General features: G+C 58.8%; 26 protein-coding genes and 2 tRNA genes. 22 read left to right on the top strand and 6 right to left on the bottom strand.

Annotated elements, in window-relative coordinates:
• The first annotated feature begins 158 nt into the window (after positions 1–158).
• From ACFKSJ_RS12125 to ACFKSJ_RS12085, 9 genes are read left to right on the top strand one after another with little or no spacing between them, the layout of a single operon-like run.
• Positions 159–1115, top strand: coding sequence for a tRNA(Ile2) 2-agmatinylcytidine synthetase (locus ACFKSJ_RS12125; protein ID WP_440950057.1), 957 nt, complete (start codon positions 159–161; stop codon positions 1113–1115).
• Positions 1099–1992, top strand: a complete 894-nt coding sequence (gene mmp11, locus ACFKSJ_RS12120; protein WP_440950056.1) for a methanogenesis marker protein 11 — start codon at positions 1099–1101, stop codon at positions 1990–1992. Before ACFKSJ_RS12125 ends, mmp11 begins: the two co-directional genes overlap by 17 nt.
• Positions 1974–2945: a radical SAM protein gene (locus tag ACFKSJ_RS12115; protein WP_440950055.1), complete on the top strand. Its 972-nt coding sequence runs from the start codon at positions 1974–1976 to the stop codon at positions 2943–2945. The genes mmp11 and ACFKSJ_RS12115 overlap by 19 nt, the downstream gene beginning before the upstream one ends.
• The gene (locus ACFKSJ_RS12110) at positions 2945–4096 is read left to right on the top strand and encodes a thiamine pyrophosphate-dependent enzyme (protein WP_440950054.1); all 1152 of its coding nucleotides are present in this window, start codon (positions 2945–2947) and stop codon (positions 4094–4096) included. The genes ACFKSJ_RS12115 and ACFKSJ_RS12110 overlap by 1 nt, the downstream gene beginning before the upstream one ends.
• Positions 4086–5219, top strand: a complete 1134-nt coding sequence (locus ACFKSJ_RS12105; RefSeq protein WP_440950053.1) for a homocitrate synthase/isopropylmalate synthase family protein — start codon at positions 4086–4088, stop codon at positions 5217–5219. The genes ACFKSJ_RS12110 and ACFKSJ_RS12105 overlap by 11 nt, the downstream gene beginning before the upstream one ends.
• Positions 5219–6439, top strand: a complete 1221-nt coding sequence (locus ACFKSJ_RS12100; RefSeq protein ID WP_440950052.1) for a 3-isopropylmalate dehydratase/homoaconitate hydratase family large subunit — start codon at positions 5219–5221, stop codon at positions 6437–6439. Before ACFKSJ_RS12105 ends, ACFKSJ_RS12100 begins: the two co-directional genes overlap by 1 nt.
• On the top strand, positions 6439–6909 hold the full coding sequence (locus ACFKSJ_RS12095) for a LeuD/DmdB family oxidoreductase small subunit (RefSeq protein ID WP_440950051.1): 471 nt from the start codon (positions 6439–6441) through the stop codon (positions 6907–6909). Before ACFKSJ_RS12100 ends, ACFKSJ_RS12095 begins: the two co-directional genes overlap by 1 nt.
• Positions 6906–7709 (top strand): DUF7714 family protein, encoded by an 804-nt coding sequence (locus ACFKSJ_RS12090; RefSeq protein ID WP_440950050.1) that lies wholly within the window; start codon positions 6906–6908, stop codon positions 7707–7709. The genes ACFKSJ_RS12095 and ACFKSJ_RS12090 overlap by 4 nt, the downstream gene beginning before the upstream one ends.
• A complete protein-coding gene (locus ACFKSJ_RS12085; RefSeq protein WP_440950049.1) occupies positions 7706–8671 on the top strand; it encodes an isocitrate/isopropylmalate dehydrogenase family protein in 966 nt (321 codons plus the stop codon). Before ACFKSJ_RS12090 ends, ACFKSJ_RS12085 begins: the two co-directional genes overlap by 4 nt.
• Before the next feature lie 34 nt (positions 8672–8705).
• Here ACFKSJ_RS12085 and ACFKSJ_RS12080 read toward each other — a convergent pair whose 3' ends face one another.
• Positions 8706–9527, bottom strand: a complete 822-nt coding sequence (locus tag ACFKSJ_RS12080) for a hypothetical protein (protein WP_440950048.1) — start codon at positions 9525–9527, stop codon at positions 8706–8708.
• Positions 9528–9554: 27 nt separating this feature from the next.
• On the opposite strand from ACFKSJ_RS12080, the gene ACFKSJ_RS12075 reads away from it, so the two are divergent.
• Positions 9555–10541, top strand: a complete 987-nt coding sequence (locus ACFKSJ_RS12075) for an archaeosine biosynthesis radical SAM protein RaSEA (protein WP_440950047.1) — start codon at positions 9555–9557, stop codon at positions 10539–10541.
• Positions 10542–10549: 8 nt separating this feature from the next.
• On the opposite strand, the gene ACFKSJ_RS12070 is transcribed toward ACFKSJ_RS12075, so the two are convergent.
• Genes ACFKSJ_RS12070 through ACFKSJ_RS12060 form a run of 3 tightly spaced genes read right to left on the bottom strand, consistent with a single transcriptional unit; the run spans position 10550 to position 13490 of the window.
• Positions 10550–11824 (bottom strand): ornithine cyclodeaminase, encoded by a 1275-nt coding sequence (locus ACFKSJ_RS12070; protein ID WP_440950046.1) that lies wholly within the window; start codon positions 11822–11824, stop codon positions 10550–10552.
• 44 nt (positions 11825–11868) lie between these two features.
• Positions 11869–12498, bottom strand: a complete 630-nt coding sequence (locus ACFKSJ_RS12065; protein ID WP_440950045.1) for an NTP transferase domain-containing protein — start codon at positions 12496–12498, stop codon at positions 11869–11871.
• Positions 12486–13490, bottom strand: coding sequence for a pyridoxal phosphate-dependent aminotransferase (locus ACFKSJ_RS12060; RefSeq protein ID WP_440950044.1), 1005 nt, complete (start codon positions 13488–13490; stop codon positions 12486–12488). The genes ACFKSJ_RS12065 and ACFKSJ_RS12060 overlap by 13 nt, the downstream gene beginning before the upstream one ends.
• Before the next feature lie 342 nt (positions 13491–13832).
• Here ACFKSJ_RS12060 and ACFKSJ_RS12055 point away from each other — a divergent pair, with 342 nt between their 5' ends.
• Positions 13833–14012 (top strand): ribbon-helix-helix domain-containing protein, encoded by a 180-nt coding sequence (locus ACFKSJ_RS12055; RefSeq protein ID WP_440950043.1) that lies wholly within the window; start codon positions 13833–13835, stop codon positions 14010–14012.
• Between the two features lie 11 nt (positions 14013–14023).
• Entirely contained in the window at positions 14024–15181 is a 1158-nt protein-coding gene (ftsZ, locus tag ACFKSJ_RS12050) for a cell division protein FtsZ (protein WP_440950042.1), read from the top strand.
• 59 nt (positions 15182–15240) lie between these two features.
• On the opposite strand, the gene ACFKSJ_RS12045 is transcribed toward ftsZ, so the two are convergent.
• Entirely contained in the window at positions 15241–16092 is an 852-nt protein-coding gene (locus ACFKSJ_RS12045; RefSeq protein ID WP_440950041.1) for a damage-control phosphatase ARMT1 family protein, read from the bottom strand.
• Between the two features lie 47 nt (positions 16093–16139).
• Positions 16140–16213 (bottom strand) — tRNA-Pro (locus ACFKSJ_RS12040).
• A gap of 282 nt (positions 16214–16495) precedes the next feature.
• On the opposite strand from ACFKSJ_RS12040, the gene ACFKSJ_RS12035 reads away from it, so the two are divergent.
• The 10 genes from ACFKSJ_RS12035 to ACFKSJ_RS11990 all read left to right on the top strand — a co-directional run bounded on the left by ACFKSJ_RS12035 (position 16496) and on the right by ACFKSJ_RS11990 (position 26350).
• Positions 16496–16870 carry a roadblock/LC7 domain-containing protein gene (locus tag ACFKSJ_RS12035; RefSeq protein WP_440950040.1) on the top strand — a complete coding sequence of 125 codons (375 nt, stop codon included), beginning with the start codon at positions 16496–16498 and terminating at the stop codon, positions 16868–16870.
• Positions 16870–17514 (top strand): response regulator, encoded by a 645-nt coding sequence (locus ACFKSJ_RS12030; RefSeq protein ID WP_440950039.1) that lies wholly within the window; start codon positions 16870–16872, stop codon positions 17512–17514. Before ACFKSJ_RS12035 ends, ACFKSJ_RS12030 begins: the two co-directional genes overlap by 1 nt.
• Before the next feature lie 175 nt (positions 17515–17689).
• Positions 17690–18190 (top strand): response regulator, encoded by a 501-nt coding sequence (locus ACFKSJ_RS12025; RefSeq protein ID WP_440950038.1) that lies wholly within the window; start codon positions 17690–17692, stop codon positions 18188–18190.
• A gap of 248 nt (positions 18191–18438) precedes the next feature.
• A tRNA-Lys gene (locus ACFKSJ_RS12020) sits at positions 18439–18512 on the top strand.
• A gap of 76 nt (positions 18513–18588) precedes the next feature.
• Entirely contained in the window at positions 18589–18840 is a 252-nt protein-coding gene (locus tag ACFKSJ_RS12015; protein WP_440950037.1) for a DNA-directed RNA polymerase subunit H, read from the top strand.
• A gap of 16 nt (positions 18841–18856) precedes the next feature.
• Positions 18857–20416, top strand: coding sequence for a DNA-directed RNA polymerase subunit B'' (locus tag ACFKSJ_RS12010; RefSeq protein ID WP_440951428.1), 1560 nt, complete (start codon positions 18857–18859; stop codon positions 20414–20416).
• Entirely contained in the window at positions 20413–22227 is a 1815-nt protein-coding gene (gene rpoB / locus ACFKSJ_RS12005) for a DNA-directed RNA polymerase subunit B (RefSeq protein ID WP_440950036.1), read from the top strand. The genes ACFKSJ_RS12010 and rpoB overlap by 4 nt, the downstream gene beginning before the upstream one ends.
• Before the next feature lie 13 nt (positions 22228–22240).
• On the top strand, positions 22241–24883 hold the full coding sequence (locus tag ACFKSJ_RS12000; protein ID WP_440950035.1) for a DNA-directed RNA polymerase subunit A': 2643 nt from the start codon (positions 22241–22243) through the stop codon (positions 24881–24883).
• Positions 24883–26070 carry a DNA-directed RNA polymerase subunit A'' gene (rpoA2, locus tag ACFKSJ_RS11995; RefSeq protein WP_440950034.1) on the top strand — a complete coding sequence of 396 codons (1188 nt, stop codon included), beginning with the start codon at positions 24883–24885 and terminating at the stop codon, positions 26068–26070. The genes ACFKSJ_RS12000 and rpoA2 overlap by 1 nt, the downstream gene beginning before the upstream one ends.
• Positions 26060–26350 (top strand): 50S ribosomal protein L30e, encoded by a 291-nt coding sequence (locus tag ACFKSJ_RS11990; protein ID WP_440950033.1) that lies wholly within the window; start codon positions 26060–26062, stop codon positions 26348–26350. Before rpoA2 ends, ACFKSJ_RS11990 begins: the two co-directional genes overlap by 11 nt.
• Positions 26351–26352 lie beyond the last annotated feature (2 nt).

Genomic DNA, 26352 nt, shown 5'->3' with positions numbered 1-26352 from the left:
AGTACCATCCCTTTGTGCGCCCCAGTCAGAGAGTATGCAACAGACGATAGGAGAGACAATACTATAGAGGGACAGAATGTGGAAAAACTGAGGAGAATGGATAGGAATATTTATATTAAACGGACGAGATTTCTGTTAACGATAATTTCGGCGATAATATGATTATCTATACCCCTGAACAGGTAAGAGAGCGTTTTGGACCGCTCTTCTCAAAGAAGTTTCTTGTGATGGTCGACGAGCAGGCAGGCATTGCCGAGATCCTGGAACAGTGTCAGTCCAGGGGCACCATCGAATGGGACGCGATGAATAGAGCCAGGGCCAGGGGTGCCGTCATCACCTGTGCAGTCGAAGGGGCGGCGATGACGATCCAGGCAAGGATCGGTACGTACCCGGTGAACTTCGGCTCTGCTGGGGATACGATTGGCGGGCAGGCACTGGAGGGTGTCGAGGTGAACGGCGACGAGGTTATCACAATCTGGCGGGGGATCGCCGGAGCCGGTGTCGGGATCGCCGCCTGCCTTCCCCAGGCCCCGGGTGTGATCCGGGCCGAATACCCAACTGAAGAGGATCTGCTGGTCGGCGGGGCCCGGACCAACCATGTCAGGATCGTCTCCCCACGGTACGAGAAGATCACGATCGGGATCGATGACACCGATACCAAAACCGAAGGTGCCACCTGGGTGATGGCTCTGAAATGCGCCGAAGCCTGTACCATCCAAGGGGTCGAGTTCCTGAACATGCGGCTGATACAGTTGAACCCGGACGTTCCGAACAAGACCACCAACTGCGTCGGCTCTGCCCTGAACTTCGCCGTCCTCCCCGAGAAGGTGGAAGCCCTACTTGAGTTTGTCAGGGAGTATGTGCTGACCCATACCCACAGTGAAGAAGCCGGGATCGCCTGGTTTTCAGGCATCACCTTACCCGACACAGGGGACCTGGCAGCCCGCGTGAAGACCGAGATCCTGACCGTTGACCAGGCGACGGCAGGAGCTGAAGCGTGCGGGATTCAATTCCTCCTGCCGGTTCCGACAAAAGGGCGCATAGGCGCCCTCGGAGCAGTTCTCTGGGCAAACAAAGGAGTGGAGGCGGCAGGGCTCTATGGCGAACATCTCTGACCCGTACACCACCTCCTATGCAAAGATCGCCGCAGTCACCGATCCAGATACCGGCCAGGTCGAATTGATCGAGTTCTTCGACTGCATCGGAGGGGCGATGTGGTGCGGCCACCACTATGCCCAGAGCCCGCTCGTCACCTCGACCAGAGCCATCGGATCCACAATGCGGTACCTGCTCAAGAAGGGGAAGGTCACGCTCGACCTGGAGGGTTCGCGGTTTCCGGCCGGGATCTCAGAGGTTACGGTCGCCGGCGATGAGGTCGGGATCACCTACATCGGGATGGGCGGCGGTGGCGTCGGGGCGGCCTGCGCCCGATCGAACGCAGATGGCGTGATCAGAAGCAGGAGCGACCCGGCCGGCGGGGGGAAGGTCGCGAGTGCGACGATCTGGATGCCGGCCCGACAGCGGGTGCTGATCGGGGTCGACGACACCGACACCCCTGAGGCCGGGGCCACCTGGACCCTCGCCCACAACATCGCAAAGGAAGTCGAGGACCAGGAATCTATGTATCTCTCCCATACGATCGTCCAGCTCTTCCCGGTCCCGTTCCGGACCAAGAACTGCGTCGGCCTGGTCTGCGAGTTCGCGACTACCGATCCGGCAGGGCTGACCAGCCGGTTCAAAGCGCTGCTCGAAGAGTACACTCTCTCCGACGAGACCGGGATGGCCGTCTTTATCGGGTTCGATCCAGCCCCACTCAGACCCTTTGGTGAACAGGTGAAGCGGGGCCAGGTCAGCTGGGACGACCTGCAGCAGATCAAGGACGAACATCTAGAGATTGTCCTGAGCGGACGGGGAGCAATCGGAGCAGTGGCAGCGATCCCGTTCTCGACCAGGTACGAGGAGGCGCTCGAACTATGGAATGGAAAAGGCTGAAAGCCGAGCTCCTGACAGCCGGAGGGGTCAGGGTGGAGGGTGCACCGATCGACCGATATACCTCCTCATCCTCGGCCGGCCCGGGTGCAGGGGGAGGCGGTTCGGTCTTCTTCTCTGACGGAAACCATCGGGTCAGGCTCAGTCTGAATCAGAAGAGTCCACTCACCCTCATCCACCAGGGAGACGGCGATGCCCGCCTCTGCAGGGGAGACGAGGTGATCGTGGGCAAGCTCGAAGCGATCGGGCTCCACTGCCCAAGGCAGGCCTATATCACGGTGACCGGGTCCTGCAGTTTTCAGTGCAGGTACTGTCCGGTACCATCATTGGAGGGGAGACGGAAGGCCCCCGGCGAGGTGGTCGCGATGATCGAGGCGGTCGTCGATCAGATCGATGCGATCTCGATCACCAGCGGAGTCCACTCCACCTGCGAGGAGGAAGAGGACTATATCTGTACAGAGATCCTCCCCCAGCTCCAGCGGTTCCACCTCCCGATCGGGGTCTCGATCTACCCGACAGAGAAGACTCCGAGCCGGCTGCACGCCCTCGAGGTGGCGGAGGTGAAGTTCAACATCGAGACCGCCACCGAAGAACTCTTCTCCCTGAACTGTCCTGATCTCAATCGGAGCGCGATCTGGAAGGCATTGACCGACTCAGTCCCCCTCTTTGGCAGGGGTCATGTCTTCTCCAACCTGATCGTCGGGCTCGGGGAGAGTGATCAGGAGGTCTGCGCCGGTATCGATGAACTGACCAGAGCCGGCGTGATCCCGTGCCTCCGCCCGCTGAACCCGGTCGCCGGATTGACCGGGGCAGAGCGACCCACACCTGAGCGACTGATCAGACTTGCCACCTACCATGCCCGGGCACTCGAACGCGAACACCTGGACCCAAACCTAGCCCTGACAATGTGCACTACCTGCACCGGCTGTGACCTTGTCCCCGGGAGGGACCTCTGATGGGCACAGGCACCGAAGCACTGGTCGGCGCGATCAGAGCGGCGACTGACCGGTGCTATGCGGTGCCCGGATACCCAGTCACCGATCTGGTCCGTCTCACCGGGGCGGACCTGGTGATCAACGAGAAGGTCGGGCTCGAGAAGGCACTCGGAGACTCTCTTTCCAACAGACGGGCCTGCCTGATCATCAAACATGTCGGGCTGAACGCCTGTGCCGACCCGCTGATCGAGGCCACCACCCAGGGGCTGGTGGCCGGCGTCGTGGTGGTCGTCGGGGATGACCCGACAGCAGCTCAGTCGCAGAACGGACAGGACTCCCGCCACTATCGGGAGCTGGCCGGCGTGCCGGTGATCACCCTCGACATGCAGGCCGTCGGCGAGGGGATCGAAACGGCATTTCAAGCATCTGCAGCCTTTTCACGAGTGGTGCTGGTCAGGGTCACACCAGATCAACTGGCCGGCGAGGCAGCGACAGGAACGGTCTGCCGGGCGCAGGAGACCGGGAGCCTGGCACCCACAGACCTGACGTACTTTGGTCGGATGGTGAGAGCGGCAGAACAGCACCCGCAGATGGTGGCATGGGCCGACCGGTGCAGGGCAGCGGGGACCTTCACCGACGTGGCCCTCCCGACAACGCCGACACTGCCGGAGGGGGTGGCAGAGTCCCTGCAGGAGCGGGGCTCATACACAACCTTCTGCAGTGACTGCCCGTTTCACCTGCTCTTCTCCATGTTCAGCGCAGAAGACCGGCAGGCGATCTGCGACACGGGGTGTGCACTCCTGACCCAAAACCCCCCGTACTCTTTCGGATGGGGGTCGTACGGTCTCGGCTCCTCGATCGCTGTCGCCTCGACAAGCACCGGGGTCGCCCTGACCGGCGACTATGCACTCCTCCACAGCGGGATCAATGCCCTGATCGAGGTATATGAGAAGCGGTCACCCCTCCTCTGCATCGTGCTTCAGAACCGGTGCATGGGGATGACCGGCCGGCAGCAGATCCCGGATCTGCTGAAATATATTCAATGGGCGGACCCGATCGTCGTCTCAGCCGACGACCAGACCGGTCTCGCCCATGCCCTGGCAGAGACCAGACGCCCATGCACCCTGGTGGTGCAGGGGGCGTGCATGAGAGGAGAGAGTTATGTGTCCTGAACAATGGAATGTTGAGATCTGTGATGTGACCCTGCGGGACGGCGAACAGACCCCAGGGGTTTCGTTCACCTGTGATGAAAAGATGAAGATCGCCGGGATGCTCGATCAGGTCGGAGTCGACGTGATCGAGGCAGGGTTCCCCACCGTCTCTCCAGAGGAGAAACGGTGCGTGACGGCCATCAGCAGGATGGACCTGGACGCCCGAATCTGCTGCCTGGCCCGCGCCCGACCAGAGGATGTCGAGGCCGCTGCCGCCGCTGAGGTGGACATGGTCTCCCTCTTCATCGCGACCTCCGACCTGCACATCAGGCACAAGTACAGAAAACCGCGTGAGGTGGTGCTGGCCGGTGCCCTCGATATGATCGACCTGGCCCGTGACCACGACCTGGCGGTCAGGTTCGCGGCAGAGGACGCCTCCCGGACAGACCCGGCGTTCTTAAAGGAGATGTACCGGGCAGGAGGAGAGCGTGGCGCGGCCCTCGTCTCGTTCGCTGACACCGTCGGCTGCCTGACCCCGCTCGAGATGTACTCCGTGATGAGCGACCTCTGCAGCAGCGTCAGCGTCCCGCTCTGTGCCCATTGTCATAACGATATGGGCTGTGCGACGGCCAACACGATCACCGCAGCGGCTGCGGGAGCATTCCAGCTCCACACCACCGTCAATGGGATCGGAGAACGGGCCGGCAATGCCTCGCTCGAGGAGGTGCTGGTGCTGCTCAACCTGAAAGGGGGCGTTGTCAGGTACGATCTCTCGCACCTGGGCGAACTCTCCGCTCAGGTATCAACTTCGTCCGGACTGCCGGTTCCAAGGAACAAGCCGGTGGTCGGGGACCTGGTCTTCTCGCATGAGAGCGGGATCCATATCGCAGCGATGCTCGAGGATCCGGCGACCTATGAGTATCTCCCCCCGGCCCTGGTCGGCAGGGGACGGCAGTTCATCCTCGGAAAGCACACCGGCACCAAGGCACTCCGGTACGTGACGGCCTCCCTCGGACACCAGTTGACCGATCCACAGATCGGACAGGTGCTGGCCCTGATAAAGGAGCGGAGCGAACATAAGTGCAGCATCACTCCCGAGGTGCTGAAGGACCTGATCCTGCAGGTTGAGGAGGGGAGGTGCTGATGGCCACGCTCGCCGAACGGATTCTGGGGGGAGCGGCCGGCACCTACCTGGACCGGCAGATCGACACCGCATATGCCCATGACGGGACAGGGGTCCTGACCCTCCAGGCCTGGGAGGAGATGGGTGGGGGAATACCAGCCCATCCCGAGCAGTTACAGATCCTCTTCGACCACATCGTCCCTGCCAACAACAGCACCACCGCCACCCTCCAGCAGAAGCTCCGGACTTTCTCCAGGGCTTCAGGGATCCGCCTCTCCGACTGCGGGGAAGGGATCTGCCACCAGGTGCTCGCCGAAGGGGGGGTCCTCCCCGGGAGCGTGGTGATCGGAGCCGACTCGCACACCTGCACGCTCGGGGCGTTCGGTGCCTTCGCCACCGGGGTCGGGGCGACCGACATGGCCGCGATCTGGGCCTCAGGGTGCATCTGGCTGAAGGTTCCCGAGACGATCAGAGTCGACCTCACCGGAGAACTGACCGGCGCTGCCGAGCCGAAAGACCTGGCCCTCCGGTATGTCTCGCTCCTCGGGATGGGCGGGGCTACCTACCGGGCCCTGGAATTCACCGGAGAGGGGGCGGCCTCAATCCCAATGGAGGGAAGGCTGACGATGGCCAACCTCGCCATCGAGACCGGGGCTAAGGCGGGCCTCTTCTACGCGGACCAGGAGACCAGGAGGTACCTGGCGGCATCTGGAAGAGATGACGACGGGGCGGTCACCCAGGTCCCGGAGGAGGGAAAATACCTGGAGACCCTGACGATTGATCTCGCCGATGTCGAGCCGCTGGTCGCCGTCCCCAACCGGGTCGACACGGTCCGACCGGTCACCGATGTCGCCGGGGTCCGCCTGGACCAGGTCTTCCTCGGCACCTGCACCAACGGGCGGTACGGGGACCTGGCCAGGTTCGCCGCCATCGTGAAGGGGAAGAAGGTCACCGTTCGAACGGTGGTCGTCCCTGCCTCGCAGAAGGTGCTCGCAGAGGCCGCCTCCACCGGCGTGCTTGCAGATCTGATCAGTGCCGGGTGCATGATCGGCCCGCCCGGGTGCGGCCCCTGCCTCGGCGCCCATATGGGGGTGCTCGGGGAGGGGGAGGTCTGCCTCTCGACGGCCAACAGGAACTTCCTCAATCGGATGGGGGTCGGGGGCTCGATCTACCTCTCCTCACCCGGCACAGCCGCGGCCAGTGCCCTCACCGGCGAGATCACCAGTCCGGAGGGGCTCTGATGAAGGGAGAAGGACCGGCAGTCTGCGTCGGCCGCGACATCGACACCGATCTGATCATCGCCGGCCGGTACCTCCGGACCACCGACCGCTCGATCTGGGCTGACCACGCCTTCGAAGACCTGGACCCTACCCTGGCCGGCCGGCTGGAGGGGGCCGTCATCGTCGCCGGAGAGAACTTTGGGTGCGGGTCGTCGCGGGAGCAGGCCCCGGTGGCCCTGAAACTGGCAGGGGTCGTCGGGGTTGTCGCACCCTCCTTCGCCAGGATCTTCTTCCGGAACGCCATCAACATCGGCCTGCCCCTGGTCGAGGCCGACCTCCGGTGTGTCGACGGGGAGATGGTCAGCTTCGACCTCTCAGAGGGAGTCGTCACCGCGGGCGAACAGACGCTCTGGGTCACCCCACTCTCCCCCCACATGCAGGCGATCCTCAAGGCCGGCGGTCTTGTCGCCTTCTGGAAGGGGCGGCGATGATCATCCACTGCAAGGGGGTAGGGGTCGCCTCCACCAGGCCGTGCGGGGATAAGGTCTACTTTTTGAGCCAGTATCTGCTCAGGGTGGCCGGCAACCCTCCCAGTTATGACCTTGTGAAGGTGGTGCCAGACCCACATGGAACCGGTCTGATGCGATCAATCCAGAGCGAGGAGGTGATCGTACCGGCTGAGCAGGTCTACTACTACCCCGGAAAGGTGCAGATCCATGACCATGCTCTGCTGGTCAGACTGGCTGCCGAGAGCGGGTACCGGTGCACCGTCTTCACCGGTCTCGATGAACACCTGACCTTTGTGCTTGACCCCGACCCGGACGAACTCCTCACCATCCAGGTCTATGACATCATCCCGCCCCGTCCGAGCCTCAGCGCCTGTATCAAAGAACTCGAGGCTTGTGGCCTCTTCGGCGATCTTTCGGTTAAGTTCGTCCACCACATCCTGGACATCAGCACCTGGAATGCCGACGTCTTTCCCTGCAGGGCCGCCGGGTTTCATCGGACCCTCGACGCAGATGCGATGCAGGGGGGCGAGAAGGTCGCCGGGTGCATGACCGGGGCTGCGCTCTATCATGAATGCTGCGACCAGGAGATGACCCTGCTGAACACCTGTCCGGTGGATCAGGTCAGTGAAGAACCGTTCATCGCCAGGTGCTGCAGGATCGAACGGACAGGAATCGGCGTGCACCACGGGCGCTATGGGGCGGTGGTCCACTGGGGGGCGTCCCCTGCCGATATTGCGAACTCGATCCAGGCACTGGTAAAGGAGTGGAGGGATCGGGGATGACCACCATCGCCGTCGCCGAAGGGGACGGGATCGGCAGGGAAGTGATCCCGGCCGCCGTCGCCATCCTCTCCACGATCAATCCAGACTGGGAGTGGGTGCCGGTCGAGGTCGGGTACGCCCGGTGGCAGAGGACCGGCTCGGCCCTGACCAGTGGAGATCTTGCCATGATGAAGGAGGCCGACGCCGTCCTCTTCGGTGCGATCACCACCCCCCCGGAGGGGGAGTACCCGAGCGTGATCCTGCAGATTCGAAAAGCGCTCGACCTGTATGCCAACCTCCGGCCGGTCAGGGCGTCGGGGGTCGACCTGGTGACCGTCCGGGAGAACACCGAGGGACTTTACTCAGGGATCGAATGGGAGGAGGAGGACCGGGCCTGCACGGTCAGGGTCGTCTCGAAGAAGGGGACGCGCAGGATTGCGACCCGGGCATCAATCCTGGCCAGGGAACGAAACGGGCACCTGACGATCGGCCACAAGGCCAATGTGCTCAGGTCGGACCGGCTCTTCCTCTCCCTCTGCACCGCGGTGGCGGAAGAGTATAATGTTCCGCACGCGGCCAGGCTGATAGATGCGCTCTGCCTGGACGTGCTCCTCCACCCCGAGGCCTACGATGTGATCGTCACGACCAACCTCTTCGGCGACATCCTCAGCGACGTGACCGGCTACCTGGCCGGCGGGCTTGGAATGCTCCCGAGCGCGAACCTGGGCGACCGGCACGCCCTCTTCGAACCAGTCCACGGGAGCGCGCCGGATATCGCCGGCACCGGCAGAGCGAACCCGATTGCTGCGATACTGAGCGGAGCGATGATGCTGGATCATCTCGGTTACCCCGAGGAGGCCGATCTCATCGAGGCAGCGATCCAGTCGGTGCTGCTGGCCGGCATCAGGACCCCTGACCTTGGGGGAGATACAGATACGGAGACTTTCACCCGGGCGGTCTGTCGTGTATTACAATCCAGCTGAACCTTTTTTAAAAAGTGATTGGTGATTCGGTGGTTCACTGTCTGCGCAGCGCCAGCAGTCCAACACCGAGGAGAGCAAGTCCCCAGGGGAGCGGAGAACTCTGGGTCGTCGCAGGCGTCATGGGGGCGGTAGCGGCGACGGTGGACGAGATGTTCGCTGTTGTCGTCATGGTGGTGACCGCACTGCTGCCGGTTCCGTTCACCGAAGCGGTGATTGTCTGCACCGAAGCCGTGCCGTTGCCCACCGTGATAGCAGTCTGGGAGATCGTCCCCGCGTTGTCGGCTAGAATCAGGGTGTAGGTGCCTGCAGCAGTGATCGGGACCAGCGTCTGGAAGGCACCCTTCTCATCGGTCAGGATATACTGCGGCCCAAAGATGGTGCTCCCCTGGCCGGCTACGGTCACGAGGATGGAGGCAGCCTTCAGATTCTTCGCCGTCCCTGAGACGAGCAGGCTGCCATTGAAGGCCTGGGAGAGCGGTGCCGTCACCGTGGCCTCACCGGAACGGTCGACGATCGTGACAACCTTTCTGACAACGGCGCTCGAACCGATCGGGTACTCCTTATTCTCAAGCACTTCGACCTTGTAGTCCCCCGACAGGAGATCGGTGGTCTGGAAGGTGGTATTGAACTGCCCGTTCGGCTGAATGACCACAGTGTTCTTCTGATACTGGTTACCTGAGTACGGCGAGAAGAGGGCGACATCTAACCTGACACCGGCCGGGATGTTACTGGTCCCGTTGGCGGTCAGAACGTCGCCCTTTGTCAATGTGGTCGGTGCATCCACCGAGACCATGTATGCTGAGGCGGTCCCGATCAAAAGCAGAGAGAACAGGATCACCACAGGGATCTTTTTCATCATCATAGGATCAATCCATAGGTGTTAATGATATCTAAATCAGATGAAAAGCCTCTCGCATGCTGGAGAGGAAAGGACCGGCTCGGCCCGGAGATCCTCGACAGCCTCACTATCATCTTCAAGACAGGAGGATGCAGCTGGAACAAATGCCGGATGTGTTCGTACCGGCATGAACGGTTTGGGGACGGCACCCCCGCATCCCTCGCTGCTCTGGTCCGCGACCAGTTGAACTGGGTGCTGGCGCACCACCCGGTGGAGACCTACCAGATGGTTAAGATCTTCACCTCAGGCAGTTTCTTCGATCCGAATGAGGTCCCGCCGGCGGTGGTGGACGAGGTGGCGGCCGCCTTCAAAGGGAAGGTGATCGTCGCTGAGACCAGGGCCGAGTACGTCGATGGGGATCGGATCAACCGGTTTGTGGCTGCGATCGATGACGGGACCTATACAATCCCGCTCTATATCGCCATCGGGCTCGAAACGACCAGCGACCAGATCTCTGACAAGTCGATCAACAAGGGGTCGACCTTTGCCCAGTTCAAGGAGGCCTCAGCGATCGCCCGGAAGAACAGGGCCGGGATCAAGGCATACCTGCTGATGAAGCCGCTGTTCCTGACCGAACAGGAGGCGATCGATGACATGATCCGATCGATCGAGGAGGTCTCCCCGTATACCGACCTGATATCGATGAACCCCTGCAATGTCCAGAGCAGGACCGAGGTGGAGCAGTACTGGAAGCAGGGGGCCTATCGCCCGCCCTACCTCTGGTCGGTGCTGAAGGTGCTCAATACCGTCGATCAGCACGTGCTCTGCGATCCGGTTGGTGGTGGAAGGAGCAGGGGGCCGCATAACTGCGGGGCCTGTGACCATGACATCATCACCGCGATCAACGAGTATGCCCTGACCGGGGATCGGGAACTGATCAGGGCGGCCGCTGCTACGGACTGTGCCTGTAAAGAAGAGTGGGAGTTCGTCTGCTCGCATGAGCAGTCGCACTGTATGCCGCTCACCCGGTAAACCCTTTTTTATTCAGTGGTGTGGACCGGCGACTTTCTGTCAGGTTTGATGATCCGGGTGCGGAAGTCCGGGATCAACTGCTCTGCGAGCAGGGGCAGGAAGGTTCCTGCATCGCTGACAACCCCAATCGCCTGCATCGTGCCGCGGTCCATCAGCTTGGTGACTGAGGAGGGGTTGATGTCCACGCAGATCGTCTTCACCGAGGAGCCGAGGCAGTTGCCGACGGCGATTGAGTGGAGGAGCGTCCCGATCATCAGCACCATCCCGCAACCCCGGATATGCTCACGCATCGCATCCTGTGCCACCAGCACATCGGTGATCACATCAGGGAGCGGGCCGTCGTCCCGGATCGAGCCGGCGAGCACAAACGGGACATTGTTGGTAATGCACTCATACATCACTCCCCCGGTGATCACCCCCTGCTCAACCGCAGCACGGATCGAGCCGGCGCGCATCACCTCGCTGATCGCATAGAGGTGGTGTTTATGCCCACCGATCACCGGCTTGCCAGTGGAGATGTCCATCCCGAGCGAGGTACCGTACAGATTGTACTCGATGTCATGGGTGGCCAGCGCGTTGCCGGCGAAGATCACATCGATGAATCCCTCCCGCACCAGGCGGGCAAGGGCGAGGTCTGCACCGGTGTGGACGATCGCTGGCCCGCCGACCAGCGCAATCTTTCCTCCTTTCGCCTTCAACTCCCGGATCTCGGCAGCGATGTTTCGGATCAGCGTCTCGCTGGGCCGTTCGGGGGAGACGGTCCCGTTCATGAACTCAAACGTGCTCTGTTCGCGGGGGCGCTCCGGGGGAATGATCCTGACTCCCTGCTCCCCCATCACCACGAGATCACCCTTCTTCAACTTGGAGAGCGGGGTGCAGAGGGCTGCCATCAGGGCCGGGTCGACCACAATCAGGCAGTCCATCTCGTTGTCCTCCACCTGGAGCCACCGATCCTGGTACTTGATCGAGGTCGGATGATTGGTCGTCGAGTAGAACCCCTTCGGCACCACCCGGTCGGCCTCGGCTGCGACCAGACTGACATCCTCGACCTGCAGTTGACGCGCACCGTACCGGTGCAGATCGCTCAAAATCGCGGCTAACTGGCCGGGGTCATCGGCCACCACGCGAAGTCTGGCATAACTGGGATCGGTCTTCTTCTTGCCGACGTCAAAGGTGAGGATCTCAAAGTTTCCCCCCATATCCATGATCCTGTCGAAGACAAGTGTCATGATGCCCGAGTCGATGATATGACCCTCAAGCTCAATCTCCCTGGATGCCTGCATAGAGACAATGTCAGCGACGCTGCTTTATATTGGTTCTCCAGCCCTCATCTGCGGGCTGTTGGATTATGAGGTGCTGACAGGGATGGGCCTTCGCAGTCTGTTTCAGCCAGGAGGAGGTCTCCCCGGGTGTTGACATTACAGACCAGGGCGGGATCGGCACAGATCAATTGCAGTTCCTCCTGCTCCCGGTCCATCATCGATCCGTCCAGAATGTTCAGTCCCGCCGGCGTAACCAGAGTCTGATCGATCATCATCGAGGAGTGGACCGAGTACCCCCGGGACTCCCGGTGTGCCACCGGCACCCAGGTGGAACAGGCAGGCAGGCCCGACTGCTGGTGCGCCGAGGCCACCGACCGGATCACCGTCTCGGTCAGACAGGGGAGGTCTGCTCCGCAGGTGAAGAACGGGGCGTCCAGGTCGAGGAGGGTGGCGGCCTCGGCGATGTCGTCGATATATCCGGCCCCCCCGGTCCGCACGGTCTCAATCCCCTGCGCTCTGCACCAGTTAGCCGTATATGGGGTTCTGCGGGTGGTGACGACAAACACCTCCTCGCCGGCCTCGACAAAGGCCCGGATCACGTACCAGAGCATCGGCTGATTGCAAACCCTGACCAGCGGCTTCTCTCCGAGTCCGAGCCGGCTCCCGGACCCGCCCGCCAGGATCAGTCCAAGCATGCTTTCAACGCCGAGAGGAGGAGGGCGTTCTCATCCCGGGTCCGGACAGCGACCCGGATCGAGTCGGGTAGATGAAACGAGGTGCAGTCGCGCACCAGGACACCATGACCGAGCAGGGATCGGGTCAGCTGGGGGGCCGGCATGCCGGGATTCAGCAGCAGGTAGTTGACCGACGAGGGACGGTACGCAATCCCGATATCGTCGAGACCTGCACAGAGGTACTGTCGTTCCTGGGCGATCGCCTCCCGGGACGCTGCCAGGAGGTCATAGGATCTGAACGCAGCGATAGCGAACTGCTCGGCATAGGCATTGATCGACCAGGGGGTGCGGACGGCCTCCATCGCTTCAATCAGTTCGGGATCCCCAAACCCGTACCCGAACCGGATCCCGGGCACCGAGAAGGCTTTGGTCAGGGACCTGAGCAGAAAGAGATCCGGGCTCCGCTGGTCGACGAGGCTCTCGTCGGGGGCCGCCAGGTCTATAAATGCCTCATCGAGGAAGAGAGTCATGCCGGCGCTGCTGCAGTGATCGAGCTGATCGAGCATCGCGCTCTTTGGGATCAGCGTCCCGGTCGGATTGTTCGGGTTGCAGACAAACCGGACTACAGGGTCCGGGGCATGCTCATCGACCACCGCCCCGGCGATCTCTGCAGAGACTGCGTACTCTTCGAACGTTGACCGGTCGATCCTGACATGGTCCCCGGGGCTGAGTGCCACCTGGCAGAAGACCCGCATCAGTTCGGCAGATCCGTTTCCGACGGCCACCTCTGCAGGGTCACGGTGAAAGGTCTCTGCAATCACCGCCCTGAGGGTGGCGTACTGGTTGTCAGGATACCGATGGACCGGGACCGATGCCGGGTCCCAGGCCACATTCGGGGGAAACGGGTTCATACTTGCACTGAAATCGATGATCGACTTCCCCGGGAGGGATCGATCCGGGAGGATGCCCCCATGGACCGCTCTCCGGTATTGCCCTATCTTTCCCTGCTTCATCCCCACCCTGCCATGATCTCTATGATAGATATGCAGAGCCGACATTCAACATTACCGATGATCCACGCAGTTCGGAGCGCCTGATACGACGCGCCCACCTCGGATCAGACCCATTGTGTGCGTGCTCCGGGATCCCAGGCCTCAACGGGGGAAAAAGAAGCCCGTTTCAACAATCAGACACCAGAATACTGGATAGATGTAGCTATCAGGAGGAATCAAAAAGAAAAGCCATATATAAGACAGGGTGTAATTATGGATCACCTGACTGTCAGACAAAGGTACCCCATGCGTCTGACATAAAGCAGACAATTGTCTGCTTTAGGTCAGACGCATGTGATATTGATGATGAAACGGATCACGATCAGATTGCCCCAGCAGCAGGTGGAGATGCTCGAGCAGATGGTGGAGGCCGGGGAGTTCCCCACCATATCAGAAGCAGTGCGCGATGCAGTTCGAGTCCTCATAGAGCGGCGCGGCAATCGGATCCTTCGGGACAAAGACCAGGTTTCATTCAAGGTGTAGGTGGTTTAAGAATGCAGACCATAATCAACGAGGCTCTGAAGAACTCAGAGATTGAGAGAGAGATGCTCAAAGAGGTCGTCAGCGATGATGATCTTACCGGCCAGCCACGGATCGTCATCGTCGGCTGTGGGGGTGCAGGGAACAATACGATCAATCGCCTCCACCACCTGCAGGTGACCGGTGCCGAGACGATCGCCGTGAACACAGACAAGCAGCACCTGGATATGATCCAGGCGGACAAGCGGATCCTGATCGGCAAGTCGCTGACCAAGGGGCTCGGAGCAGGCGGGTACCCGGACGTCGGCAAGCGGGCCGCAGAGATGGCTCGGTCGACCCTTGAGAGCCAGCTCGAAAACGTGGACCTCTGCTTTGTGACGGCAGGGATGGGCGGTGGAACCGGTACCGGGGCAGCTCCGGTCGTGGCACAGATCGCGAAGGATCAGGGAGCTATCGTCGTCGGGATGGTCAGTTATCCATTCCAGGTCGAGAAGGCACGACTGATCCGTGCAGAGGAAGGGCTCGAAGCACTTTCCCAGGCTGCAGATTCAGTGATCGTGCTGGACAACAACCGGCTGAAGAGTTATGTCCCCAACCTCCCGCTCGGACAGGCATTCTCAGTGATGGACCAGTTGATCGCAGAGACCGTCAAGGGGATCAGCGAGACGATCACCGAACCGTCCCTGATCAACATTGACTACGCCGACGTTCGTGCAATCATGAGCAAGGGCGGCGTCGCTGTGATGCTGGTTGGAGAGAGCAAGCAGCAGAACAAGGCAGAGACCGTTGTACGGGAGTGCCTCTCCAATCCGATGCTCGACATCGACTACCACGGCGCAACCGGAGCCCTGATTCATATCACCGGCGGCAGCGACCTGACCTTATCAGAGGCAGAGTCGATAGCGAGCGAACTGACGTATGAACTCGACCCGCATGCAGATGTGATCTGGGGCGCCCGGATCAAGAGCGATTTTGAAGGCAAGGTCCGTGTAATGGCAATCATGACCGGCGTTAAGAGTGCCCAGATCCTCGGCGGACAGTACCCACTCCAGAACAGCAACAGCACAAAGACATCAGCATTCGCACCACCCATTGCACAGTCCCTCACGTCGCCAAAGATCCGCCGGCCCATGGACAGACCGAGCGGCGGCGGAATCGATGTAATCCTCTAAATACTCTTTTTTAACATCCCATCATGGGAATTCCATTCAGAAGATAGGAATAGCCAGATTCAGAACCTGAGCTGGGCGACCATCGAACCGACCGGCATGCCGATCATCTCACCAACCGGCACACACTTCACCGACATCAGGTACGCGACCGGCGGCAGGTCTGGATACAGCGAAAGGGACTCAAAGTTTGCCATCCCCTTGGAGATGATCAGTGTACAATCACCGATAGCAGTAGCCAGGGCAGGCGGGATCACATCGAGGTTCACGCCGAGCTCACCCTCACCACCAGTGGTGGTCAGGATCTCCACCCGGCGATCGAGGCCGAGGGCCAGCGCGTCCTCAAGGGTTGCATCGTTCAGAACCGGACGGTCCCGGACAGCCAGGGTCACCCGGGCACCCCGGGAGACGAGGTGATCGATCAGCAGCCGGTCGAAGACGATCTCACCACAGTTGTCAGTGATATAAACGATCCGGTCGAGAAGCGGGATCATCCGATCCGTATCGTCGACAAAAAGTCCTGCACAAAAAGCCCGGTCAAAGAAGGTCTGGAAGCGACTGGTCACCCGATGATCCTGCACGCCATAGTCAAAGGTGTTCCCGATGATCGAGGCGAGGACAAAGTCCCGAAATGTTCTCATACGGGGGCGCACAGTCCTGCAGACCGCCAGCGCCTCCTCAGTGGACCGTTGCTTCACGGCCAGGAATGGATCGTCCATAACGATCAGTTCTCGAACCAGCCGGTGCAGGGCACTGGCGATCTGGGTCTGCGGCGCAGGATCGTCCTGGCGTGTCCGAATCAAATCAAGACACGCCGCCTCAACCAGATCGATGGAGACCGGCACCGGGGACTGATCACAGGCAAATCGGACCCTCGATAGGAGGCACTCGATACATCGATCCTGAACTGGCATCTGTCACACCGTCAAACTCAAAATCACACAAGAATAAGAATAATTTATGGGGCCACTGCGATTTGAACGCAGGTCAGAAGACCCCCAGTCTCCTAGGATGGCCAGGCTACCCTATGGCCCCGCTTCAGATAAGATTGACCCGATCCCTTATCAAATTTGTTGTTTTATCCTGGGCAGGTCACCTATCCGGGCAAAATGAACTGAGATTCCAGTTCTGGAGGACCAGAGGTCCGCCATTTGCGCCAGATCCAACCAGCAACCACACAGGACGGCAATTTTCATCAGATACCTCCAGATTCTTCGATGATATGCGAGAAATTGGACATATAATCCGTTAGAGATTTGGGAACTTTTTTATAATAGGCATATACATTGTAAGTAGGAACCTACCCAAGCACTGATGATGAAGGCCGATACCATGTTAAAAGAGAAAATATCCGGATTTATAGATGAGATCAGGTCGATCAACGGGGTTGAAGGCTGTGCGCTGGTCTCTAAAGACGGCATCATGATCGGGAAGTATTTCACAAAGGAGATATCAGAGAAGTGGTTTGCTGCGATGAGCGCATCGGTGCTCGCCTCTGCAGAGTCGGCAGCCAGTATCATTAATATCAGACCCCCTATCCAGGTGGTGATTCATGCCGAGGAGGGTAAGATCATGATCACCGATGCCGGTGAGAGGCTGCTGATCACCACGATCCTCAACCCCGCCACAGACGAATCGATCATCGCCCGTGACGTGAATCTTATTGCATCGCGGATCGAGGGTGAGCTCTGATGTACACCATCATGGTGGTCGATGACAGTTCATTTATCGTTGACGTCTTCGTTACCATGCTGGAGCGGGGCGGTTATCGGACTATCGCGACCTATGGCGGCCAGGAATGCCTGGACCTCCTCAAGACCGAGAAGCCGGACCTGATCCTGCTCGATATCATGATGGAACCAATGGACGGTAGAGAGACACTTGAGCGGATCAAGACAAACCCAAAGACCAGGGATATACCGGTGATGATGCTGACTGCCAAGCAGCTGACCCCCGACGAGGCCCAGGAGTATGGGATCTATATCGAGGACTATGTCCTGAAACCAATCACGCACCGCGAACTGTATGACGTCATCGAACACATACTGGAGCGACGAACCAGGATCCGACAGGATGTGGAGACCGCCAAGGCGGCAGGGTTCGATCAGCGGATCATCGATGAATATGCCCGCTTAAGTAAGAGCATCGAGGTGAACAATCGCCTCGTGAATATCCTTGAATCCACCTACAACATCACGGACAGCAAGGCCAAAGTCGGTGATGAGATTGCGCGGGCCATCAAGAACATGACGATGAACATCTCCTTTCAGGAAGAGCGGCTCAGTCAGATCCGTGAGGAGCTGCAACTCACACCAGACCTGCCCCGAAAGTCCTGATACACCATCCATTTTTCAGTCAGATCATCACGATCACCAGAAGTTCTGGCACAGGATTATCCTGTACTTCCCCGATCAGTAGGGGTTTATATTCCCACACATAACAATCAATAAGACAAACGTATCGATCTGATCGGGAGAGAAGACGGTATTAACGTGAGGGCCAGGTAGTGTGATGAAACATACCGTTATGATCGTGGATGACAACACCTATATCGTCGAAGGGCTGATGGCGATCTTGAAACGGCGGGATTATCAGGTGATATCAGCGAAGGAAGGAGGGGAGTGCCTGAAAATGCTGAAGACGATTACCCCCGATGTGATCCTCCTCGACCTCACTATGGAGCCGATGGATGGCTGGGAGATCCTTCACGAGATCAAGGGGAACCAGTCGACCACGCAGATCCCAGTGATCATCTTCTCAGGAAGAGAGATCTCTACCGATGAAAAACAGGAGCACCGTCTGTATGTTGAGGATTATATGTTCAAACCGATCAACCCGAAGAACCTGCTCGAGACGATCGAACGAGCAGTCAGGCACCGGGATACCCACCCCCCCGACCTCGAAAAAAGTGGAGAGGCCGGCAAAGAATCGCAGCCTATCGACGAATATACAGCCGGTTCATCGAGTATTGAAGCCGATCGACGACAATTGCAGACCCTTCTAAACAATTAGACAGTGACCCAGATCAGGGCCATAAAGTAGAGATCAAACCAGTTACTAGGACGACGGATGTGAATATCCTACACCAAGAAGAGTGTTTGCGCGGCATACAGCAATCGCTCAGGGAGATGCTCTGATACTGCTTCTCCGGCCTGATGATCACCAGGCCCATACACGGTCGACTCGTGATCCAGCATAGAGATAGCCAAAATTTATATACTTTTCTCCCATTGTAATAATGCTGAATGGCATGAAAAGATGGGTTCGTAGCTCAGTTAGGTAGAGCGCCTGGCTTTTAACCAGGTGGTCGGGGGTTCAAATCCCTCCGGGCCCGCTTCCACCGTGTCAGTCTGTGGTTTTTGAGCGGTGATGCATCTGATTGTAAACACGTCCGTGTTAAAGGAGTGGGGATGAGCACCAAAATTAATGTATTAGATCATCTGATGGTCCCTGATCATCAGATTATGAGTGAGGAGGAGGTTAAAGCATTACTCTCCAGATACAAAATCACCTATGAGCAGTTGCCCAGGGTGTACCATGACGACCCGGCGGTCAAACAGATCGGCGGAAAAGTCGGCGAGGTTGTCAAGATTGTGCGTATAAGCCAGACTGCAGGCACAGCTGAATCATATCGTCTTATCATCAAAAGACCAAAAAAATAAACCGGGGCTGATATTTCTGTTAGATAGAAGCATCTTATCAAGGGCATATTTTTCCCACGAGCACGTGGCACGCCATCAACTTGACTCTTTTAACAATTTTCTCCAGTATAATCTCCAGAAAGTCGTAAATGAGCAGCGGGTGATTGAGACAGACATTGAAAACCGGGGTAAATCCAATGAACCCGTCTGGGTGGAACTCGGCACCATCGAGGTGAAGAAACCGCTGGTCCGCGAGGCCGATGGATCCCAGAGCGAGCTCTTTCCGAGTGAGGCCCGGCTTCGAAACCTGACCTACGCGGCGCCGATGCACCTGGACATGACATTGGTTCAGGGAGACGACCGACAGGAGGCCGTCCTGACCACGATCGGACATCTGCCGATCATGATCGGTTCATCTGCATGCAACATGTATGGGATGCCCAACGACGAACGGGTCTCGCATGGAGAAGATCCCCTCGACCCGGGTGGCTACTTCATTGTCAACGGGACAGAACGGGTTTTGATGACTCTGGAGGATCTCGCATCCAACAAGATCATGACCGAGTTTACCGAGCGGTACAACGAGCGGATCTACGTGGCGAAGGTCTTCTCCCAGTTCCGTGGTTACCGTGCCCTGGTCGTCGTCGAGCGGAACAAGAAGAACCTGCTCGAGGTCTCGTTCCCATCGGTCGCCGGACACCTGAAGTTCGTGGACTTGATGCGTGCACTCGGCATGGACAGTGACCATGCAGTCGTGGAGGCGGTCTCGACCGACGAGGACATTCTGACCTTTATGATGCAGAACCTCGAAGAGAGTTCCTGCGACTCGATCGAGAGCGGGATCATGTATGTCGGAAAGAAACTAGCCCCCAACCAGACCAGGGACTACCAGCGCAAGCGTGCAGAGTTTGTGCTCGACAACTACCTGCTCCCCCACCTCAACTACCTGATGCCGGCAAACCTGACTGAGGAAGACCCCGGGTACCAGACGGCCGTCGAGGGCGTCCGGCTTGCCAAGGCCCATTTCCTCGGGCGGATGGCAGAGTCCTGTTTTGATCTGGTGCTGGACAAGCGGCGGATCGATGACAAGGATCATTACTCAAACAAGCGGCTAAAACTTGCCGGCGACCTGATGGAGGATCTCTTCCGGATCTCCCTGAACCGGTTGACGAGGGATATCAAGTACCAGCTCGAACGGGCCAGCATGCGTCACCGGGACCTCTCGATAGGGACGGCCGTCCGGGCCGACGTGCTGACCGAACGGTTGCTTCACCCCCTGGCCACAGGAAACTGGGTCGGCGGACGGACCGGGGTTTCGCAGTTGCTGGACCGGATCGATCACATGGCCGTGCTCTCGCACCTGCGCCGCGTGATCTCTCCGCTCTCGCGTTCACAGCCTCACTTCGAGGCCCGTGACCTGCATCCGACCCAGTGGGGACGGATCTGTCCGAGTGAAACACCAGAAGGACCGAATTGTGGTCTTGTGAAGAACTTTGCACAGATGGTTGAGATCAGCAAGGGAGTGCAGGACGAGGACGAAGTCGTCGGTGTACTCTATAATCTTGGCGTTGAAGCGCTGAAGGGTGAGATGAGATGAAGAAGTCGAGAGTTTTCGTCGACGGCGCACTGATTGGTCTGGCAGACGATCCGGAGGCCCTGATCGCCGATATCAGAAAGATGCGCAGATCCGGCGCAGTCTCGACAGAGGTCAATGCCAGTTATAAACAGTACAACGGGGATGTGATCATCCACACCGACCGCGGGCGAGCTCGCCGGCCGCTCATAGTGCTGCAGAACGGCAAGCCACTCCTCTCCAACGAGGATCTCGAGCGATTGAAGAAGAAGGAGATCACCTTCCAGGACCTGGTCAGCCGGGGTCTGATCGAGATGATCGATGCAGAAGAGGAAGAGGACCTCTATATTGCGATCAACGAGGACCAGGTGACCCCTGAACATACTCACCTTGAGGTCGATCCCTCTCTGATCCTCGGTATCGGGGCGGCCCATGTCCCGTTCCCGGAGCACAATGCGAGTCCCCGTGTCACAATGGGCGCAGGGATGGTCAAACAGGCCCTCGGGTTCTGTTCGGCCAACATGAAACTCCGCCCAGACACACGTGGCCACCTGCTCCACTATGTCCAGAAGTCCATGACCCGCACCCAGACCTCTGAACTGATCGGTTCAGACGACCGGCCTGCCGGGCAGAACTTCGTGGTCGCCATCCTCAGTTATGAAGGGTTCAACATTGAAGATGCGCTGATCTTCAACCGCGCCTCGATCGACCGCGGACTCGGACGATCGCACTTCCTCCGAACCTACGAAGGCGAGGAGCGACGGTATCCCGGCGGTCAGGTCGACCGGATCGAGATCCCTGACACTGAAGTGACCGGCGCCCATGGCGAAGAGTACTACAAGAACCTGGACGACGACGGGATCATCAACCCGGAAACGACTGTCTCTGAGAAGGACGTGCTGATCGGAAAGACCTCCCCGCCCCGGTTCCTGGAGGAGCCAAGCAGCGACCTGATCACCGTCGAAAAGCGGCGGGACACCTCGGTCACGATGCGCTCCAACGAGCACGGTATCGTCGATACGGTGATCATCACCGAAGGGGAGAACAGCTCCCGCCTGGTGAAGGTCAGGACCAGAGATCCCAGGATCCCTGAGATTGGGGACAAGTTTGCATCCCGACACGGGCAGAAGGGTGTCATCGGTCTGATCACCCCCCAGGAGGACATGCCCTTCACCGAGAGTGGCATGGTCCCTGATATCGTGATCAATCCGCATGCAATCCCGAGCCGGATGACGATCGGGCATATGCTCGAGATGATCGGGGGCAAGGTTGGTTCGCTCGAAGGAAGGCGGATCAACGGAACCGCCTTCAGCGGAGAACTGGAGACCGATCTCCGGTCCTCCCTGAAGAAGTTCGGATTTTCGCCGACAGGCCGTGAGGTGATGTACGACGGGCTCACCGGCAAGCGATTCACCGCCGACATCTATGTCGGTGTGATCTACTACCAGAAACTCTACCACATGGTCTCCAGCAAGATGCACGCACGGTCCCGCGGACCAGTGCAGGTGCTGACCAGGCAGCCGACAGAAGGTCGTGCCAGGGAAGGAGGTCTTCGGTTTGGTGAGATGGAGCGGGATGTGATGATTGGTCACGGTGCCGCCATGGCACTCAAAGAGCGGTTGCTCGACGAGTCCGACAAGGTGCAGCAGTATGTCTGCGCCAAGTGCGGAATGGTCGCGATGCTTGACCGTAAACGGAACACCACCCGCTGTCTGGTCTGCGGAAGCGAGACAGACATCTACTATGTCGAGATGAGTTATGCGTTCAAACTCCTCCTTGATGAAATGAAGAGCATGGGGATCGCCCCGCGCATGATCCTCGAGGATATGGTATAAGAGGTACTACTCCATGCCAAGCCCAAAACGAATAGGAAAGATAGAGTTCGGTTTATTATCCCCAAAAGAGATCCGCACGATGAGTGTGCGGAAGATCATCTGGGCAGACACCTATGATGATGACGGATTCCCTTACCCCCAGGGACTGATGGACCTCTCCCTCGGGGTGATCGACCCGGGACTCAGATGTAAAACCTGTGACCAGAAGGCAGCGGACTGCCCAGGTCACTTCGGCCATATCGAACTCGCCAAGCCGGTGATCCATGTCGGGTACACCCGGCTGATCCGGAAACTGCTACGGGTCACCTGCAGAGAGTGCGGCAGACTGCTGCTCAGTTCCAGCGAGATCGAGAAGGTCACGATCACTTCAGAGGACGACCTCACCGGCGATGTCCTCTCAGAGAAGGACATCAAGAAGGAACGGACCTGTCCGCACTGCGATGAACAGCAGTTGAAGATCAACTTCGAGAAACCGACCACCTTCTCAGAGGTGCTGCTTGAGGACGGAAAGAAGGTCGAGCACAAACTGACCCCTGCAGACATCCGGGCCAGGCTCGAGAAGATCCCCGACTCCGATCTGCGGTTGCTCGGGATCAACCCGGACGTGGCCAGGCCAGAGTGGACAATTCTGACCGTGCTGCCGGTGCCGCCAGTCACGATGCGCCCCTCGATCATCCTCGAGAACGGGCAGCGGTCAGAGGACGACCTGACCCACAAGCTGGTCGACATCATCAGGATCAATCAGCGGTTCAAGGAGAACCAAGATGCCGGCGCCCCGCAGTTGATCATCGAAGATCTTTGGGAACTGCTCCAGTACCATGTGACCACCTACCTCGACAACGAGGTGGCCGGATGCCCGCCTGCCCGTCATAGAAGCGGCAGGCCGTTAAAGACGCTCTCGCAGCGGCTGAAGGGGAAGGACGGACGGTTCAGAGGATCCTTAAGCGGAAAGCGTGTGAACTTCTCTGCACGAACAGTCATCTCGCCGAACCCGAACCTCTCGATCAGCGAGGTCGGTATCCCAATCGGGATTGCAAACGAGATGTCGGTTCCAGTCCGAGTGACCCCGTACAATATTGAAGAACTCAGAGTCTATGTCAGGAAAGGTCCAAACAGAGAGGGTCTGAAAGATATCTGCGGGGCCAATTATGTGATCCGGCCCGACAATCGCCGGCTCAGGCTCGCCGACGGAAACCTGGAGACGATCGCAGAGCAGATCGAACCAGGGTGGACCGTCGAACGGCAGCTTCGCGACGGGGACATCGTCCTCTTCAATCGTCAGCCATCCCTGCACCGGATGAGCATCATGGCCCACCGGATCAAGGTGATGGAAGGAAGGACATTCAGGCTGAATCCGGCCGTCTGCCCACCCTACAACGCCGACTTCGATGGCGACGAGATGAACCTGCATGTGCCGCAGACCGAGGAGGCGAGGGCTGAGGCCTCTATCCTCGTCGCAGTCCAGCAGAACATCCTCTCGCCACGGTTCGGCGGCCCGATCATCGGTGGCATCCATGACCACATATCAGGGATCTTCATGCTGACGCATGACCTCCGCTGGTTCACCAAGGACGACTTCCTATACCTGCTGAAGTACTACGACTTCGATCACATGCCAGAGCCTGGCAGGGTCGAGAACGGGATCTCCTACTGGTCCAACAAACAGGTCTTCAGCATGATCCTGCCCGATGAACTGAACATGGTCTTCAAGGCCAGTTCCTGCGCAAACTGTGACGTCTGCGTTAAAGACCAGTGCGAACGGGACGCGTTCGTCCGGATCCTCGATGGTCAGTTGATCACCGGGACTATCGATAAGAAGTCGATCGGTGCGTTCGACGGCGAGATACTGAACCGGATCATTCGGCAGTACGGCATGGAACGGGCGGCCAAGTTCATCGACGATATGACAAAACTCTCGATCAAAGGGATTATGATCGACGGGTTCTCGTTCGGTATCGATGATGAAGATCTCTCCAAGACAGAGTACGGCCAGATCGATGAGGTGCTCGACAACGCAACCACCGATGTGAACAGACGTATTCGGATCTACGAGGACGGGCAGCTCGAACCGATGCCAGGACGGACGCCTGAGGAGACGCTCGAGATGCAGATCATGCAGGTGCTCGGCAAGAGCCGAGACCGGACCGGTGAGATTGCAGGGGCCCACCTCGGGCTCGGGAACAGCGCGGTGCTGATGGCCGTATCTGGGGCCAGAGGGTCGATGCTGAACCTGACTCAGATGGCCGGCTGTATCGGCCAGCAGTCTGTGCGTGGTGAGCGGATCGTGAGAGGATACTTCGGAAGGACCCTGCCGCACTTCAAGCGGGGGGATCGCGGAGCAGACGCCCATGGGTTCGTCAAGCACAGCTACAAGAGCGGGTTGAACCCGACCGAGTTCTTCTTCCACGCCATCGGGGGCAGGGAAGGGCTGGTGGACACTGCAGTCAGAACGTCGCAGAGCGGGTACCTGCAGCGGCGTTTGATCAATGCACTGCAGGACCTCAAGGTCGAATATGACGGAACAGTTCGAACCACGGGGAGACGGATCATCCAGTTCAGGTACGGAGAGGACGGTACAGACCCCATGCGGGGATCGTTCGGGGACCCGGTCGATGTGAAGGGTATCATCGAGAGCGTGCTCAAGGAGGAGGTCTGATGATAGCACCGGAAATGGAGACTGCCATCGAGGCAGCAGCGCTCCCTGATCTGACCAAGAAACAGATCAGAGACACCCTAGATGGAAAGACGGTCACCGATGAGGAGTTTGCAGAAATTCTGAGACTCGTCGAAGGTGAGTTCAAGAGCACTCGTATCGAGCCGCTCGAAGCGGTCGGTGTGATCGCCGCCCAGTCGATCGGTGAACCTGGCACGCAGATGACGATGCGTACCTTCCACTATGCAGGGGTGGCCGAGATCAACGTGACCCTCGGTCTGCCCCGTCTGATCGAGATCATGGACGCCCGGCGCGAACCATCGACGCCGACGATGACCGTCCACCTCTCAGACGAGTACAACAACGACCGTGACAAGGCCAGGATGGTCTCCTGGCAGATTGAAGCCGCACCCCTGCATGAGTTCGGGGACATCATCACCGACATGGAGAACATGCAGGTGCAGGTCAAGCTGAACAAGGCGGTCTGCGACAAGCGGAAGATCTCAGTCGACGTGGTCAGCGAGACCGCCCCCCGAAAGATCCGGGAACGGCGGCATTACCGCGATTTCGAGGCGGAGGCAAATATCGATGAAGCGATCATCACCTTCACCCCCAAGGACCGCGAGAGTTATCAGAACCTCTTCCAGCTCGCAGAACACGTTCGGAACGTGATCGTGCAGGGGATCGATGATATCGAGCGCGTCGTGGTCAGAAAAGAGAGCGGAGAGTATATACTTTATACTGAAGGCTCCAACCTAAAAGATGTCTTTGAGGTTGCTGGCGTCGACACTACCCGGACCCGAACCAACAACATCAGCGAGATCTCGCAGGTGCTTGGCATTGAAGCGGCCAGGAATGCGATCATCGCTGAAGCCCTCAGCACGCTGGGAGAGCAGGGTATCAGGGTCGATGTACGGCATATCATGCTGGTCTCAGATATGATGTGCATGGATGGGGAAGTCAAGCAGATCGGGCGTCACGGTATCGCAGGTGAGAAGGAGAGTGTCCTCTCAAGGGCCGCCTTTGAAGTGACCGTGAACCATCTTCTCGACGCAGCAGTCGCAAACGAAGTTGATGAACTGAACGGTGTTACAGAGAACGTGATTGTGGGCCAGCCGATCCAGCTCGGAACCGGAGATGTCAAATTAATTGCAAGGCCCAGAAACCAGGAGAATTCTAATGGATTTTAATGCTTCACTCAGAAAGGCCATCAAGACAGGCGATGTCCTGCTCGGCCAGAACTCTACAGCAGAATGTATCAAGGATGGAAAAGCCCAGATGGTCGTCGTCGCAGCAAACTGCCCGCCCACCTATCGGACCATGCTGAACGAACAGAACGACGTCTACGTCCACACCTTTGAAGGGTCGAGCATGCAGCTCGGAAAGGCATGCGGAAAGCCGTTCATGGTCAGCGCACTTGCTATCATCAGTGCAGGTGAGTCGGATATCATCAGCCTCAAGAGGGCGTAATC

This window comes from Methanosphaerula subterraneus, assembly GCF_052055875.1.
In the GTDB taxonomy this organism is placed as follows: domain Archaea; phylum Halobacteriota; class Methanomicrobia; order Methanomicrobiales; family Methanospirillaceae; genus Methanosphaerula; species Methanosphaerula subterraneus.
The sequence above is the reverse complement of the archived record's forward strand: the minus strand, read 5'-3'. Positions and strand labels throughout refer to the sequence as shown.